This window comes from Metabacillus herbersteinensis, assembly GCF_042433335.1.
In the GTDB taxonomy this organism is placed as follows: domain Bacteria; phylum Bacillota; class Bacilli; order Bacillales; family Bacillaceae; genus Metabacillus; species Metabacillus herbersteinensis.
This window is the reverse complement of record NZ_JBHLVO010000012.1, coordinates 82,407-98,667: the sequence shown is the minus strand read 5'-3', so window position 1 is coordinate 98,667 and position 16,261 is coordinate 82,407. Positions and strand designations below refer to the sequence as shown.

Sequence of the window (16,261 nt, the reverse complement as noted above, 5' to 3'; positions counted from 1 at the left end):
TTTAGAGTAGAGTAGCTCCTTGTGCTTCAATACAGTTGAGAGTAGAACGCAGCGCATGGGGATAGTACGTTTGACGCCGAGTTACTTGCTCGAATTTTGCTGAAAAATGTCGATTCGTCGATAGGATGGCAATTTTCGAAGATAGAAGCACGATTTTCGAAGATAAAAGCTTGATTTTCGCAGATAGAAGTCGAAAATACAGCAAAATGCTTAGATAGAAGCGAGTTTTCCGTTAATAAAATTATAGAATCGTAGAATTGGATATCAAATTAGATAAAAAGAACAAAATGTGCTGCTTAATATGCTATGTGGCACGCAATTTGAGAAGGAGCTGAGGTAATGTCAAACTTTCGGGAAGAATCGTTGGAGCTTCACAAACAATTCAAAGGAAAATTAAGTGTGAATGTAAAGATGTCGGTAGAAAACTCACATGATTTGAGTTTGGTTTATTCTCCTGGGGTTGCAGAGCCTTGTAAAGAGATTTTTGAGAGTCCTGAAAAAATCTATGATTATACGATTAAAGGTAATTTAGTTGGGATTGTTTCCGATGGATCTGCCGTATTAGGGTTAGGGAATATTGGTGGTGCGGCATCGATGCCAGTAATGGAAGGAAAGGCTGCCTTATTTAAGGCTTTCGCCGATATTGATGCGTTTCCAATCTGTTTAAACATCAATGATCCCGAACAAATTATTCAAACGGTAAAGGCATTAGAGCCTACTTTTGGTGGAATTAATTTAGAGGATATTTCAGCACCAAATTGTTTCATTATTGAAGAAAGGCTTAAAAAGGAAATGAACATTCCCGTTTTTCATGATGATCAGCACGGAACAGCAATTGTGACGGCAGCGGGCCTAATTAATGCCCTAAAGGTAGTGAACAAACATCTTGAAGATACGAAAATTGTTGTAAATGGTGCAGGTGCTGCCGGTATCGCCATCACGAAGTTACTCCTTAGAATGGGTGTTAAAGATATCATCATGTGTGACACGAAGGGTGCGATCTTTAAAGGGCGTAAAAATGGAATGAATTCCATGAAAGATTCTATTGCAGAGCTTACTAATAAGAACAATATTGAAGGTTCACTAGAAGAAGTAATAAAAGGTACTGACGTTTTTGTAGGGGTATCTGTAGCTGAAGCGGTTTCAGCTGAAATGGTACAGTCAATGAACAAAGGCGCGATTATTTTTGCAATGGCAAATCCAACTCCAGAGATAATGCCAGAGATTGCGAGATTAGCAGGAGCAGCTGTTGTTGGAACAGGGCGCTCTGACATGCCAAACCAAGTTAACAATGTGCTTGCTTTTCCTGGGATTTTTAAAGGAGCTCTACAAGTACATGCTTCTGAAATTAATGAAGAAATGAAATTGGCAGCTGTTTATGCAATCGCAAACTTAATTACAGCTGACGAACTTAGCTTTGATTACGTCATCCCTCATGCGTTCGATAAACGAGTCGTAGAGGCTGTCACAAATGCAGTTGCAGAAACAGCGATAAAAACAGGTGTAGCACGTAAAATACCAAACGCAAAACAAGAAAATGTAGTTTGAGAGGAGCAGGAAAATGAAATTCATTAGATTTGCTGTAAATTCAACAGTTTCAACAGGAGTATTAACGGACAAAGGAATCAGAGAAATTAAGGGCAATCTATTTGGTGACTGGGAGTATACAGATCATTCGTTTTCCCTAAATGAAGTAAAATTACTAGCACCGCTCGAGCCGAACCAAATCATTGGAATTGGTGCAAATTATGTATCAAACGTTGAAGACCTTCCAAGCGAGTTGCCAGAAATCCCAGTATTTTTCTTTAAGCCAACATCTTCAGTGATCGGACCTGAAGAGGAAATCGTGATTCCTACTGGCATTGATCAAGTAAAGTTTGAATCAGAACTTGCGATTGTGATTGGAAAAGAGGCAAAAAATGTACCTGAATCAGAAGTGTTAGATTATGTATTTGGCTACACTGTAGGAAACGACGTAACTGCACCTCAATTTTTTCATCAAGATGGCCACTGGACAATTGGAAAGTCGTTTGACACATTTACACCATTAGGTCCTGTTATCGAAACAGAGCTAGATCCTTTTAATGTAAAAGTTGAAGCAAAACTAAACGATAGTGAAAAACAAAATAGTGCCACTGAATTAATGATTATTCCGATTCGGAGAATGATTTCTTATCTAACGAGTGTGATGACACTTAAACCGGGAGATGTTATTTTGACAGGAAGTCCTGTTGGGGCGGAATTAGTAAGTGCAGGAGACGTTATTGAATGTGAAATTAAAGAGATTGGAACTCTGCGAAATACGTTTGTAACTGCAAGGAAAAGCGTAAAAAGTCACTAAAAAAGTGCCCGGTTGCAGCTATGTTATAATAAACGCAATTACGTAGCACTAGAGGTGAGAGAAAGTGGAAAGAGAGAATATGGTAAAGTCTGTGAGCCGGGCATTAGACATCATTACTCTAGTCAGTTTGAAAAAGAGTGGCTTAGGTGTTACAGAGATTGCCAAACAAATAGATATAAATAAAAGCTCTGTTTATCGTATTCTATCCACACTTGTCCAGTATGGATATATTGAACAAGATAAAGAAACGAGTCGCTATAAGCTAGGGTATAAATTTTTAGAGATTAGTTCAAAGCTTCTTGAATCAATTGATTTAAGATCAGAAGCAAGTCCATTTTTGCAGGAGTTGGAAAGTAAAACAAATGAAGTCATTCACCTTGTTGTCTACGATCAAGGTGAGGTCGTCTATATTGAAAAACTTGAAGGCAATGAAACGTTACGTATGCATTCTAAAGTAGGGAAAAGAGCCCCAATGCACTGTACATCAGTGGGAAAGGCAATACTCGCTCATTTACCTGTTAGTGCTGTTCTGGAGATACTTGAACGTAAGGGACTGCCTATGCACACGGATAAAACGATTGTTGACAAAGATGAATTTATGCAAGAACTCATTCGGGTCAAACAAAAAGGCTATGCTCTTGATTTAGAAGAAAATGAATATGGAATTACCTGTATTGCAGTACCAATTCTTGATCACAATGGCAAAGCAATTGCAGCTGCTAGTATTTCGGGACCTACAATGCGGATGAATGAGGAGAGATTAGCTCAACTCCAAAATGAAATGCTCCATGTGGGAAAGCAAATTTCTGCAAGACTTGGACACGATAATAAAATTAGTTATTGAAAGTAATTGGTTGTTTGCTCGGTATCTTTATAAAGAAGTATATCGAGCAAATTTTTTTGCGTTTTATTATTTATCTAATTTTCGAAATATTCGTTGTAATTACTAGGATACTTCGTATAATAGGAGATAGGTAGAAACTGTGTTATATAACATTTTTTGTATTGTTGTATAACGAGTTTCTTCATTAGCAACAAAGGGGATACTTGTTTCATAATATCAAACGCAAGGGGGAAAATGTCTTATGAGTACAGGAATGTTAGCTTTTTTATCACTTTTACCGATTATTGCAGTCGCTATTTTTTTAGTAGGGCTCAGATGGCCTGCAAGTAAAGCGATGCCAATTTCATATTTAGTTGCAATTGGACTTGCGTTATTTGTTTGGAAAGTGCCTGGAGCAAATGTTGCAGCAGCCTCAATTAATGGGCTCGTTGTAGCTGGTACACTTTTGTTCATTATTTTTGGTGCAATTTTACTTTTAAACACATTGCAAGAAAGCGGTGGGATTAAAACGATTCGCCAAGGCTTCACAGATATTTCGGCAGATCGCCGTGTCCAAGTCATTATTATTGCCTGGCTGTTTGGATCCTTTATAGAAGGAGCTTCTGGCTTTGGTACACCTGCAGCAGTTGCAGTGCCGTTGATGGTAGGGTTAGGATTCCCAGCAATGGCAGCGGTAGTTGCAGGAATGGTCATTCAAAGTACACCAGTATCCTTTGGTGCTGTAGGAACGCCAATGCTAGTCGGAGTTCAAACAGGATTATCAGCTGATGCTAGCATCTCGAACGACTTTCTTTCCTTAGTGACTGCAATTGGGGGCCAAGTAGCAATTCTACATATGATTGCAGGGACACTTATTCCACTATTTGTTGTCGCCTTGATGACGAAGTTTTTTGGTAAAAACAAATCGTTTACAGAGGGTATCAAGGTTTGGAAATTCGCACTTTTCTCAAGCTTTGCAATGACGATTCCCTATGTAATTGTTGCGAATACGCTTGGACCTGAGTTTCCATCGATAACTGGTGGATTAGTCGGTTTAGCAATCGTTGTGTTTGCAGCGAAAAGAGGATTCCTTATGCCTTCAAAAGATGATGTCTGGGATTTTGAAGAAAAGTCAAAATGGGATCCAGAATGGACTGGAAAACTAGAAATCAAAGACATCACACATAAAAGTGGAAGCATGAGTATGGTAAAAGCATGGACTCCGTACATTTTAGTTGGTGTTTTTCTTGTTATCTCTAGATTGAAAGCGCTACCAGTACTAGGCTGGATGCAATCTTGGACTGTAAAATTCGAAAACATTTTTGACTCAGGTATTACGTCAAGCTTTCAGCCCCTCTACTTGCCAGGGACGATCTTTATTCTCGTTTCACTGATTACGTATTTCATACACGGAATGAATGGGAGCGCATACAAAAAAGCGTGGGCTCAATCAGGAAAAACAACACTCGCTGCTTCTACAGCACTTGTTTTCACAGTACCCATGGTTCAAGTTTTTATCAATTCTGGTGGTGGTGAAGCAGGATTTGAAAAAATGCCTCTTGAACTTGCAAATGGTGTTGCAGCACTAACGGGTGAATTCTGGCCACTGTTTGCAACATTTATCGGTGGAATTGGTGCCTTTATCGCGGGTAGTAACACGGTAAGTAATATGATGTTCGCATTATTTCAATATGACGTGGGCTCGCAAATGGGTGTAGATCCAACCTGGATTGTCGCTCTTCAGGCAGTCGGTGGAGCCGCAGGAAACATGATTTGCGTGCATAATGTTGTTGCAGCCTCGGCAGTAGTTGGTATGGTCGGAAAAGAAGGAACAGTAATACGAAAAACACTTTTTCCTTTTACGTACTATGCCTTGCTTTCAGGATCAATTGGCTACTCAATTGTCTGGTACTCGCAAAAAGGAATCTTTAACATCGGTTCAGTTATCGCACTTGCCATTGCGTTTGCTGCCGTTTACATCATCGCAACAAATAATAAACGAGCAAATACTCTCGTGAGTAAAAGCAACACAGTTGATATGTAATAGTAAATTTTAACCCTCATTCTTTTAGGAGTGAGGGTGTTTTTAATTGTAAAGGATATTATTAGTTTTAAAACACAAAATTCTTTAAAATTACTTGTAATCTATGTAAACGAATAGTTTTATTAGGTACAAAAAAACCTTATAATTAGATGTAAATATGGAGGAGATGTGAAATGAGAGTTTTGTTCATTGGAGACAGTATTACGGATTGTGGAAGACGTGAAGACGAAGAGAAGATTGGTTCTGGATATGTTCGAGTGATTCATGATTATCTAAAAACAACCAACCCAAAGCAATCGTACGAAGTGATTAACCGTGGAATAGGCGGAAACCGAGTTACTGACTTAGAAGCTAGGTGGCAAGAAGATGTTATTGAACTAAGTCCAGATTTTGTGTCAATTTCAATTGGTATTAATGATGTATGGAGACAGCTTGATAACCAAGGGGATGAGCAAGTATACCCTGATCAATTTGAGCAAGTTTATACAAAATTATTAACACAAGTAAAAGAAGAAACAAACGCGAAAATTATCTTAATGGAACCAACTATAATTGAAGAAGACATAAAGGCAGTTGGAAATAAAAAATTAAAAGCCTATGTAGAGATTGTTCAAACGCTTGCCAAAAGATTTGATGCCACTTTAGTTCCTACACATCAAGCATTCCTTGATTATTTAAAAGCGAATAATAGTTATAAGCTAACTACAGATGGTGTACATATGAACACTGCAGGAAATATGCTGATGGCAATAACGTGGTTAAGAAATGTCGAATTAGGGACAAAGGTCATGGTAAACTAAGGAATAGTATTAAAAAGCGCAAGCGCTTTGTTCAGCCTTAGGTATAGCATAAGTCAATTCTAAATAGAGGGCGTTCTTGGCCTTCAATTTAAAATTGACTTATGACCTCGAGGCAGTCGAGAACGCGACGTCCTGTCGCTTCGACTTCACTAGCACTTCCTGTGCGTCGGGGCTAGGCGCTGAAGCTGGACTTGCGAAACGCATTCTAAGTCTAGAAATTATATAAATTCTGAAGTATTAAAAAAAAGGAAGTGCTTTTACGTGAAACAACCGATCTTTTTAGCCCCTCTTTTTCAAGAACGAATTTGGGGTGGGACGAAATTAAATACAGAATTCGGTTATGACATAGAGTCAGATCTAACAGGGGAGTGTTGGGCAGTATCAGCACATCCAAATGGTCAAAGTGTCGTAAGCAGTGGGCCTTTTAAAGGTAAAGTGTTGAGTGAACTCTGGGATCAGCACCGGGAGTTGTTTGGCAACCTTGAAGGTGACGTTTTTCCACTTCTCACAAAAATACTTGATGCAAATAATGATCTGTCTGTTCAAGTTCATCCAAACGATGAATATGCGAATCAGCATGAAAATGGTGAGCTAGGCAAAACAGAGTGCTGGTATGTGATTGATTGTGAAGAAAATGCTGAAATCATCTATGGTCACACCGCAAAAACAACAGAACAATTGATTGAAATGGTTCGCCATGGAGAATGGGGTAGCCTATTACGACGGATAAAAGTAAAACCGGGTGATTTCTTCTATGTACCAAGTGGAACCATACATGCTCTTTGTTCAGGTGTATTGATTCTTGAGACGCAACAAAGCTCAGATACAACCTACCGTGTATATGATTATGATCGTGTCGATCAAAATGGTCAAAAACGAGAATTACATATTGAAAAATCAATTGATGTTACAACAGTTCCACATCAAGATTTCGCGGTAGAACCTGCTGTTGAGAATGTACCGGGTGGGAAAATCACAACACTTGTAAAAGAAGAATTTTTCTCCGTCTACAAATGGGATATCTCCACTTCTGCAACCTTTACACAGGATAAGCCGTTTTTGATTGGAAGTGTTTTAAGAGGAACTGGTGAAATTGTTACAGAAGAAGGTAGCTTTCTGATTGAAAAAGGAGTTCATTTTATCCTACCGAGTGGGTTGGAGAATTTTGAAGTAAAGGGAGAAGTACAACTTATTGTTTCGCATCCATAAATAATGACATTCACAGCCGACAATTACGATAGTTGGTTGTGTTTTTTTTGTTTATTTTCTCACACAAAAAAGAGAGTTGAATTCAAGTTCAACTCCCTACACTTATCGGCAAAATCACTTTTACTTCGGTGCCCTTGTCAACCTTACTTTTAATATCAATACGTCCTTTATGCTCTTTAATAATTTTATAACTAACTGTCATGCCAAGGCCGAACCCCTTTTCCTTTGTGGTATAAAAGGGCTGTCCAATTGTTTTTAGCCGTTCTTCGTCGATTCCTGTACCGTGGTCTAAGAAGGTCGCGACTAATTCATTTTGTTTGTTCTGTTCAAGTTTAATGGAGATTTTATCATTCTCATGACTTGCTTCAATTGCATTTTTTACAATGTTTAAAAATACTTGCTTTAATTGGTTTGCTGAGCCATACACAATTGGATGATTTGCTTTATTAATAAACTCAATTTCAAGACTTTTTAATGTGGTCTCTGTTTTGATTAGTGAGGTCACATAATGAAGAATGCTTTCGACATCTTGATTTTTAAATTCAACATCCTGTGGTCGAGATAATAGGAGAAGCTCTGTGACAATATCATTGATGCGATCAATTTCTGAAATCATAATCCCTTTATAAAGCTTCTTTGTTTCATCTTCTTCATCCATAAACTGGAGAAATCCTTTAATTGAAGTGAGAGGATTTCGGATTTCATGTGCAACTCCAGCAGCTAATTCACCAAGTACGGTTAGCTTTTCTGATTGCAACAGAAGATCTTCGGTTTTTTTATGTTCAGTAATGTCACGTCCAATTACGATAAACGCCTTCCTCGAGCCATCATGATTAAACAAGGGCAACTTGATCGTATCGAAGGTTCGAAAAGAGCCGTCTCTTTTCGGAACGACTTCTTCAACTCGAGAAATTTTTCCTATTTGCCAGGCTATTTCATCTGAGTCGACACAATACAATAAGGCATCATGGTAAAAGTCTGTCAATTTTGCTAAATCTGAATCTGTTTTTCCACGATAATCAACGTGCTGAAGCTCAAACAATTGGCGTCCAAAATCGTTTACTTGAATCCATCTTCCTTTGCCATCTTTGAATAAAACAAAATCAGGCATCGCGTTAATAAGTGTTGTGAGTTTATTTTTCTCTTCTTCAATCGTGACAACTTCTTTATTTTTCTTTATAACCATAAGCATTAAAACAAATGAAAACAAAATAAAAACAAGGCCTTTGAGTGTTTGTGTATTTACGTAATCATTAAAAGGAAAGTGAATAGGGGGAAGATAGTGGTCTGACCATAACAGCCACCCTATGCCAAAAAATAAATATAAGTAAGGAAACAGAGACAATGTAAACCATTTTTTCATATGCATCACCTTATAATCCATTAATATACACTTATTATTAACCCTACATTTACAAAAGACAAGTAGTAGATAAAGAAGATATTTTCAGAAAATTAGATTTACTAATGATATTAGACATGATAAAATTCAAACCATTACAATTCAGGAAAATCGGCGGTGTTTATCTTGGAAAAATTAGCAGGCAAAAAAGTGGCATTATTAGGACCACGACGTGCAGAAGAATTAAGTGTCCTTGTGAAAAATTTAGGTGGAATTCCACTATTGCGTCCTGCACAAGGAACAGTGTATGTGGACGATTCGAACGTGGAAAGTGAAATAAACAATTTAGTAGAAGGAAAATATGATTGGTTGCTTTTCACAACAGGAATCGGTTTAACAAGGCTTCATGAAACAGCATCTAAAATGGGCATTGAAGCGAAATTCCTTACCGCTTTACAGACTTCAAAAGTGGCAGCAAGAGGATATAAAACGATTAATGCTCTAAAAAAGCTCGATGTAAAGCCGCATGCACGCGATGACGATGGAAGCACTCTTGGGTTAATTAGAGGTTTAGAAGCTTTTGATTTAAGGAGCTGTAAAGTAGCATTACAATTACATGGGGATCCCGCCCCACACTTGATTGAATTTTTACAATCCCAAGGAGCGGATTATCACGAAATTCTTCCTTATCAACATATTCCACCCCAACCTGAAGTCATGGAACAGCTTGTTGCAGAAATTCTTCAAGGGGAGGTTGACGCAGTAAACTTCACGAGTCGCCCACAGCCACGCTTTCTGTTTGCATATGCAAGAGAAAAAGGCCTACTGGATGAAGTTCTACAAGCATTCTCAGAAAAAGTAATCGCTGTTTCAGTTGGGAAAGTCACAGCTCAGGCACTGAAAGAAGAAGGAGTGACTAGAATTGTTATCCCTGAAAATGAGCGAATGGGGAGTGCGATTATGGAGCTGGTCAAATATTATGAGATGGAAGAGAATATTTAAAAAACAACCCACCTGAAAATTTAATTTTAGGTGGGTTCAGCTTTGAATAATTTTATCTCTCACCTATCCTACGAACTACAACATTAGCTGCTTGAAGCTTGCTCCGAATTGCTGTAACAAATTGGACGGCATTCTCACCATCACCATGAACGCAAATCGTATCAGCTTTAATCAAAACTTTATCTCCTTGAATACAGGTAACTTTACCTTCTTGTAAAATTTCAATAACCTGCTGACATGCAAGGTCAGGATCAGTGATTAGAGCGTTGTGCTCGGTTCTAGGTGTTAAAGCTCCATTTTTTTGATATGTACGATCCGCAAAAACTTCCTGTGCAGTTTGAAGCCCAATTCTCTCTCCAGCTTTAATAAGCTCGCTCCCAGCTAGACCAAAAAGTATCCATTCAGGATTTACTTTGTAAACTGCTTCTGCAATCGCTTCTGCAATCTGGATATTACGTGATGCAATGTTGTATAGCGCACCGTGTGCTTTTATATGCTGCATTTTTCCGCCTTCAGATTCAACAAATGCGTTCAGTGCCCCAATCTGATAGACAACAATGTTATACACTTCCTGAGCAGTTAGATCAATCGTTCTTCTTCCAAAGCCAACGATATCCTGAAAACCAGGATGTGCGCCGATCCCTACGTTGTGCTCTAGAGCTAGTTTCACTGTTTTTCTCATAATGGAAGGATCACCTGCATGGAAGCCACAGGCAATATTAGCTGAAGTAATATGCTTCAATAATTCATCATCTTTACCAATTTGATAGGCACCGAAGCTTTCTCCCATATCACAGTTTAAATCAATAATCATGATGAAACCTCCTCTTCAAACTTAAATGAGATTGCGTGTTTCAGTTCAGTCAACTGTCTTTCTTTGTCGAGCAATTTTCGTTGGGCTGTTTCCAGATCAATTTTTACAAATGAAAGGGTATCACCAGGCTTTAACTGAGCGACGGCTGGTAAATCAATACACGCCACTTGCCCAATTTTAGGATAACCGCCAATTGTTTGCCGATCTGCTAATAGAATAATTGGATTCCCATCTGGTGGAACCTGAATCGTCCCTACTGGAATCGCTTCTGATACCATACTTTCGGAAGAATTAACGTATAGTTTATTACCACTTAATCGGTATCCCATTCTGTCAGCTTCTGTTGAAATGGTAAAAGGTTGAGAAAAAAGTGCTAGTTGATTGACCTGAGAAAAGAAATCAAATTGTTCTCCTTCTAAAACTCGAATTCTTTTAGGTGCGCGAGAGTGTGAAAAGGAGTTAAAAGAAATTGACCATTTCATTTTGATAAAGGGTAGTTTCAACGATTTCTTAGTGTAAATGCTCAACAATTTTGTTATACGTTCATTTGGAGGTTCAAAACTGATTTCATCTTCGACATCAAGTGCACGACCATGCAAACCACCTAGTTTAGCACGTAGATAGGTAGATTTACTTTCCATGATCGTCTCAATTTGAAATCCACCAGCAACAGCTAAATAGGCTCGACAACCAGTATGCGTGGAACCAAAGCGGAGTTTGCTCCCTTTCCTGACAAAAATAGTAGCCCACAACGGGATTCCTTCGCCGTCAATTGATGCAGGGAAATCAGCACCACAAATCGAAATGAACGCATCTTGTAAAAACATGACAACTGGACCGAGTAAAGTGACCTCAATAGCAGCCGCATTTTCATCGTTTCCTACCAAAAGATTCGCAATGCGGAAAGACACGGTATCCATTGCTCCGCTAACGACAACACCGTCTTTTTGAAAACCATGTCTTCCCTTGTCTTGAATGGTTGAAAGTAGACCTGGCTTAATAATTTTAATCATGCGGCTAAGCCTCCCAGGTCACATATTCTTGTAAAGAAATTGGCTTAAATCGAATTTGGTCTCCAGCCCTTAATAAGCTAGGATTCTCATTCCTTGGTTGGAAAAGTGTGACAGGTGTTCGACCAATGATTTGCCAGCCGCCTGGTGATTGAATCGGATAAACCCCCGTCTGCTTGCCGCCAATTGCTACTGATCCAACAGGTATTTGAAGGCGGGGCGAATCTTTTCTGGGCGTAGCAATCTTTTCATTCAATCCACCTATATAAGGAAAACCAGGTGCAAAACCGATCATATAGACCAAATAATCTCTTTCACTATGTAGATCAATTACTTTTTCGATAGTCAGACTGTTATGTTTTGCGACAATTTCTAAATCAGGTCCAAACTCACCGCCGTAACAAACAGGTAGTTCAACGAGTCTAGTTTCAGTGGCATTTGCGTCCTTTATATCAGCAAGTAATAAGTGTAGCTGTTCAGTGACGAATTTGTAGGGGATCTGCAAATGTGTGGCTGTTTTCAACAAGTCATAATAAACCGTAACGGTCGTAAAGCTTGGAACACATTCGATAATCCAATCTATGGAGGCCTGTTCCAGGTGAGTGTGTATTGTTCTGATTTTTTTATGTATTGATTCGTTTATCTCGTTTCCGATCCGAATGATAACAGCGTGGTCTCCTAATGGCTGAATAATGTAGTCCATTTTCCCACCTCTAATTAGTTGAATAGTATGACTAAATACATAAGTTAATTATATCATAGGGGTTCACAAGTAGATTTGAGAGTATTCTCACTTTCGCAAAATTTGAAATAGTCATTGACATTCATTTAAACTCTGATTATGATAGATATATTATTACAATAAAATAAAATTTAACTTATCAAGAGCGACCGAGGGACAGGCCCTGTGACGTCCGGCAACCACCTATATGGAAAGGTGCCACTTCCTGCAGAATGAATTCATTCTGAAAGATAAGTCGTTATATACACGCGATGCCTCTTTCTTAATGGAAAGAGGTTTTTGTTTTTACAAAAAGGGGGAACATCATGATTGAAGTCAGAAATCTTGTAAAAACGTATGTGACAAAAAAAGGCAAGGTCATAGGAGTGGATAATGTTTCACTCACCGTCAACAAGGGAGATATTTTTGGAATTGTTGGTTATAGTGGTGCAGGAAAAAGCTCGTTGATTCGCTGTCTAAATTTACTTGAAAAGCCTACTTCAGGACAAGTGATCATCGACGGAATCAATTTACTTTCTTTAAATGATAAAAAGTTACGAACCGCTCGTCTTAAGATCGGCATGATTTTTCAGCATTTTCATCTTGTTTCATCAAAAACTGTTTTCGAAAACGTAGCATTTGCTTTAAAGGCTGCTAATAAATCGAAACGAGACACGGAGTCAAGAGTGACTGAGCTTCTTGAGATGGTAGGTTTAACAGATAAACGCGATGTCTATCCATCACAATTAAGTGGAGGTCAAAAACAACGAGTTGGGATTGCTAGGGCACTTGCAAATCATCCATCTGTACTGTTATGTGATGAAGCAACATCGGCACTAGATCCGAGTACAACAAGATCGATTCTAAGTCTTTTAAAAAAGATTAATAGAGAACTAGGACTTACGATTGTTTTAATTACGCATGAGATGGAAGTAGTCAAAGAAATTTGTAATAAAATGGCGATTATGCAGGATGGTAGAGTCATTGAAGAAGGCTCAGTTTATGAAGTTTTTGCAAATCCTCAGGCACCATTAACAAAATCCTTTATACAAAGTGTGCTGCAATTTGATGTACCTTCTCAAATTCTAGAGAAACGAAAAGGAACAATCGTAAAAATTCAGTTCAAAGGTTCAATTGCAGAAGAATCGGTTATCTCGGATGTTTTTCAAAAATTTAAGGTAAAAGGAAATATCCTACATGGAAAGATCGAATACATCCAGGAGACGCCATTAGGTATTTTTATGATGGAGCTTAATGGTGATGAGTCTGAGGTAGAGAAAGCGATTGAGTATATAAGGGCGAGAACAAATTCATTGGAGGTGATTGTGTATGCTGCCTGAATCACTAATCAGTTTACTTCCAGAATTGAATAAAGCCTTTCTTGAAACGATTTACATGGTAGGAATTTCGTTAGTTGTTGCAATAATCGTGGGGTTACCGCTAGGTGTTTTGTTGTTTGTTACCGATCGCGGACTATTTTTAGAGAATGTAAGGTTAAAACAAGTGGTAGGGTTTGTGGTGAATATGGTTCGTTCAATTCCATTTATTATTTTACTAGTGGCTCTTTTACCTCTTACAAATTTATTAACAGGGACGACGATAGGGCCAACTGCTGCATCTGTTTCCCTATCAGTGGCTGCCATTCCGTTTTTTGCGAGAATCGTAGAAACATCGCTCCGAGAAATTGATAAGGGAGTGATCCAAGCGGCTGTTGCTGTAGGTGCTACACCGTGGATGATCATAAAAGAGGTGCTAGTTCCTGAAGCACGACACGGAATCCTACAAGGGATAACGATCACAACGATTAGCTTAGTCGCCTATTCTGCTATGGCTGGCATCGTTGGTGGAGGAGGAATTGGTGACTTAGCAATTCGCTTCGGTTATTACCGTTATGATAATACGGTCATGGTTACAACTGTTGTTATATTAATCTGTCTCGTTCAACTCATTCAATTTTCAGGAGACTATCTATCAAAAGTATTAGACAAACGATAATAAAATAGGAGGAATAAATAATGAAGAACTTTGTATTAACGCTCTTTTTAGTACTAACGATTGGTTTATTAGCAGCATGTGGTAATGGAGAGGAAGCTACAGCAGGGAAGGAAGAAAACAAAGAAGTTAAAATTGGTGCAACAGCAGGTCCATACAGTGACATGGTTAACAAAGCAATTAAACCAATTTTAGAGAAAAACGGATACACAGTAGAAGTTGTTGAATTCAGTGATTACATTCAGCCCAACCTTGCATTGTCAAAAGGTGATATAAATGCCAATCTATTTCAACACAAAGTGTATATGGAGACATTTGCAAAAGAACACAAACTTGAACTTTCAGAAGTAATTGTTGTCCCAACTGCACCAATGGGAATTTTCTCAAACAAATTCAGTTCACTGGATGAAATTGCCGATGGAAGCTCGATTGCAATCCCGAATGATCCAACAAATGCAGCGCGCGCATTTTTAATCCTCCAAGACGCAGGACTTATAAAGATTGATTCAGCTGCAGATCCGCTAACGATTTCAGAAAAGGATGTTCAGGATAATGTGAAAAGCCTTAAGTTTCAACCAATTGAAGCAGCACAATTACCTCGTGCCGTTGATAGTGTTGACTTATCTGCAGTCCCAGGAAACTTTGCACTTGCTGCCAAGATGGATTTATTGGATGCATTACAGCTTGAAAACATGCCTGAGCAATATCGTAACCGTGTGGTTGTAAACACGAAAGACCTAGAATCTCAGTTTGCTAAGGATCTAAAAGCAGCTGTCGAATCCGCTGAATTTGAAAAAACAATTGATGAAGAGTTCAAAGGATTTGGAAAGCCTGAGTGGATGGAATAACAGATTTAATTCACAACGTCATTTAAAGTGGCGTTGTTTTTTTTACAGGAAAAATAGTTAAAGGAGTGACAGGAATGCTAGATTTAGAAGTTCGAGGCGCACCGAGTGTTTATGCATGTGAAGTGGGAGTGCTAGATCAACTAGATAATCTTTTACTACAAAGAGGAATCTTCAAGGTTTTAGTTCTTCATGGAGAGAAGTCTTGGGAGGTAGCACGTACATTTTTTCAAAAGGACTCAAACTCCATTCATTATCTTTTTGAAAAGTACAAGGGAGAATGTTCACTTCAAGAAATCAGTAGAATATGTCAAGAAATCTCTTCTGAAAAGGTAGATGCAATCATAGGAGTTGGCGGTGGAAAGGTTCTAGATGTTGCGAAAGCAGTCGCTAACGAACTCGATCTTGAAGTGATTTTGATTCCAACCCTAGCTTCTACCTGTGCAGCCTGGACACCTTTAAGTGTCCTTTATGATGAAAACGGAGAATTCACACACTACACGATGTTTCCTAGAAATACGCTGATGGTGTTAGTGGAGCCAAGAATTATCCTACAATCACCACCTCGTTTATTAAAAGCAGGGATAGCAGATACGTTAGCAAAGTGGTATGAAGCTAAAGCGATCATTCGAAATCTGCCGGAAAAATCGCTCGTCATTGAGATTGCCTACCAAACAGCAAAGATCTGTAAAGATGAGCTGCTTCAACATGGTGAACAAGCCATTGTTGATATGGAAAAGGGACAGCTTTCTTATTCGTTTACAAAAGTGATTGAGACAAACATTGTAGCTGGAGGTATGGTTGGTGGATTTGGTGATAAGTACGGTCGAATTTCCGGAGCGCACTCTGTACATAATGGCCTAACGACAGTCCCTGACACACATCACCTACTACACGGAGAGAAGGTCGGTTATGGAATTCTCGTTCAACTAGCAATGCTAGAGGAATGGGATGAGATTGATCGGTTACTTCCATTTTATAAAACAATGGATTTTCCGATAAGCTTGAGCGATGTCGGAATAAAAAAGAATGATTGCAAAACATTAAGTCAAGTCTGTAAAGCCGTTACTCTTCCTCATGAATCGATTCACCTTCTTAAACGGGATATCTCAAAAGAGATGGTATATGGTGCGATGCTAGGGTTAGAGAAGCATATTAAGACTTTATCAGGAAATAGTTAGTTTAATAAATTATCTCAAAGAAAAAGCATGTCCTTATTTAGGATGAACGATAACCTGAATAAGGGCTTTTTTTGTGTCCGTTGTTCTGGTAATAGTTTACAGTAAGACTGCACTAGTCCCCTTGTGTACTTCATGAT

The 16,261-nt window shown here is 38.6% G+C and carries 15 protein-coding genes and 1 riboswitch; of the genes, 11 read left to right on the top strand and 4 right to left on the bottom strand.

Annotation, left to right across the window (positions count from 1 at the left end; genetic code table 11):
* The first annotated feature begins 339 nt into the window (after positions 1 to 339).
* From ACFFIX_RS15055 to manA, 6 genes are all read left to right on the top strand, one after another.
* On the top strand, positions 340 to 1,548 hold the full coding sequence (locus tag ACFFIX_RS15055; RefSeq protein WP_378935358.1) for an NAD(P)-dependent malic enzyme: 1,209 nt from the start codon (positions 340 to 342) through the stop codon (positions 1,546 to 1,548).
* 13 nt (positions 1,549 to 1,561) lie between these two features.
* Entirely contained in the window at positions 1,562 to 2,341 is a 780-nt protein-coding gene (locus tag ACFFIX_RS15050) for a fumarylacetoacetate hydrolase family protein (RefSeq protein WP_378935357.1), read from the top strand.
* A gap of 64 nt (positions 2,342 to 2,405) precedes the next feature.
* On the top strand, positions 2,406 to 3,185 hold the full coding sequence (locus ACFFIX_RS15045) for an IclR family transcriptional regulator (protein ID WP_378935355.1): 780 nt from the start codon (positions 2,406 to 2,408) through the stop codon (positions 3,183 to 3,185).
* Positions 3,186 to 3,426: 241 nt separating this feature from the next.
* On the top strand, positions 3,427 to 5,208 hold the full coding sequence (locus ACFFIX_RS15040; RefSeq protein WP_378935353.1) for an L-lactate permease: 1,782 nt from the start codon (positions 3,427 to 3,429) through the stop codon (positions 5,206 to 5,208).
* Positions 5,209 to 5,381: 173 nt separating this feature from the next.
* Positions 5,382 to 6,008 (top strand): SGNH/GDSL hydrolase family protein, encoded by a 627-nt coding sequence (locus tag ACFFIX_RS15035; RefSeq protein WP_378935351.1) that lies wholly within the window; start codon positions 5,382 to 5,384, stop codon positions 6,006 to 6,008.
* 261 nt (positions 6,009 to 6,269) lie between these two features.
* Complete coding sequence (gene manA / locus ACFFIX_RS15030) at positions 6,270 to 7,217, top strand: mannose-6-phosphate isomerase, class I (RefSeq protein ID WP_378935349.1); 948 nt, start codon at positions 6,270 to 6,272, stop codon at positions 7,215 to 7,217.
* A gap of 88 nt (positions 7,218 to 7,305) precedes the next feature.
* Here manA and ACFFIX_RS15025 read toward each other — a convergent pair whose 3' ends face one another.
* Complete coding sequence (locus ACFFIX_RS15025; protein ID WP_378935348.1) at positions 7,306 to 8,580, bottom strand: ATP-binding protein; 1,275 nt, start codon at positions 8,578 to 8,580, stop codon at positions 7,306 to 7,308.
* Between the two features lie 165 nt (positions 8,581 to 8,745).
* Between ACFFIX_RS15025 and ACFFIX_RS15020 the strand changes: the two genes are divergently transcribed.
* Positions 8,746 to 9,561 carry a uroporphyrinogen-III synthase gene (locus ACFFIX_RS15020; protein ID WP_378935346.1) on the top strand — a complete coding sequence of 272 codons (816 nt, stop codon included), beginning with the start codon at positions 8,746 to 8,748 and terminating at the stop codon, positions 9,559 to 9,561.
* 52 nt (positions 9,562 to 9,613) lie between these two features.
* Here the strand turns inward: ACFFIX_RS15020 and ACFFIX_RS15015 are convergent, their stop codons facing one another.
* The 3 genes from ACFFIX_RS15015 to pxpB are packed head-to-tail and all read right to left on the bottom strand — an operon-like array spanning position 9,614 to position 12,088.
* Positions 9,614 to 10,378, bottom strand: a complete 765-nt coding sequence (locus ACFFIX_RS15015) for a LamB/YcsF family protein (RefSeq protein ID WP_378935414.1) — start codon at positions 10,376 to 10,378, stop codon at positions 9,614 to 9,616.
* The gene (locus tag ACFFIX_RS15010; protein ID WP_378935344.1) at positions 10,372 to 11,388 is read right to left on the bottom strand and encodes a 5-oxoprolinase subunit C family protein; all 1,017 of its coding nucleotides are present in this window, start codon (positions 11,386 to 11,388) and stop codon (positions 10,372 to 10,374) included. The genes ACFFIX_RS15015 and ACFFIX_RS15010 overlap by 7 nt, the downstream gene beginning before the upstream one ends.
* Before the next feature lie 4 nt (positions 11,389 to 11,392).
* Complete coding sequence (pxpB, locus tag ACFFIX_RS15005) at positions 11,393 to 12,088, bottom strand: 5-oxoprolinase subunit PxpB (RefSeq protein ID WP_378935342.1); 696 nt, start codon at positions 12,086 to 12,088, stop codon at positions 11,393 to 11,395.
* Between the two features lie 172 nt (positions 12,089 to 12,260).
* Positions 12,261 to 12,364, top strand: a riboswitch (SAM riboswitch).
* Between the two features lie 68 nt (positions 12,365 to 12,432).
* Between pxpB and ACFFIX_RS15000 the strand changes: the two genes are divergently transcribed.
* The 4 genes from ACFFIX_RS15000 to ACFFIX_RS14985 all read left to right on the top strand — a co-directional run bounded on the left by ACFFIX_RS15000 (position 12,433) and on the right by ACFFIX_RS14985 (position 16,124).
* Positions 12,433 to 13,446, top strand: coding sequence for a methionine ABC transporter ATP-binding protein (locus ACFFIX_RS15000; RefSeq protein WP_378935340.1), 1,014 nt, complete (start codon positions 12,433 to 12,435; stop codon positions 13,444 to 13,446).
* Positions 13,436 to 14,101, top strand: a complete 666-nt coding sequence (locus ACFFIX_RS14995; RefSeq protein WP_378935338.1) for a methionine ABC transporter permease — start codon at positions 13,436 to 13,438, stop codon at positions 14,099 to 14,101. Before ACFFIX_RS15000 ends, ACFFIX_RS14995 begins: the two co-directional genes overlap by 11 nt.
* 20 nt (positions 14,102 to 14,121) lie before the next feature.
* Positions 14,122 to 14,946: a MetQ/NlpA family ABC transporter substrate-binding protein gene (locus tag ACFFIX_RS14990; RefSeq protein WP_378935336.1), complete on the top strand. Its 825-nt coding sequence runs from the start codon at positions 14,122 to 14,124 to the stop codon at positions 14,944 to 14,946.
* A 74-nt stretch (positions 14,947 to 15,020) separates the two neighbouring features.
* Positions 15,021 to 16,124: an iron-containing alcohol dehydrogenase family protein gene (locus tag ACFFIX_RS14985; protein ID WP_378935334.1), complete on the top strand. Its 1,104-nt coding sequence runs from the start codon at positions 15,021 to 15,023 to the stop codon at positions 16,122 to 16,124.
* Positions 16,125 to 16,261 lie beyond the last annotated feature (137 nt).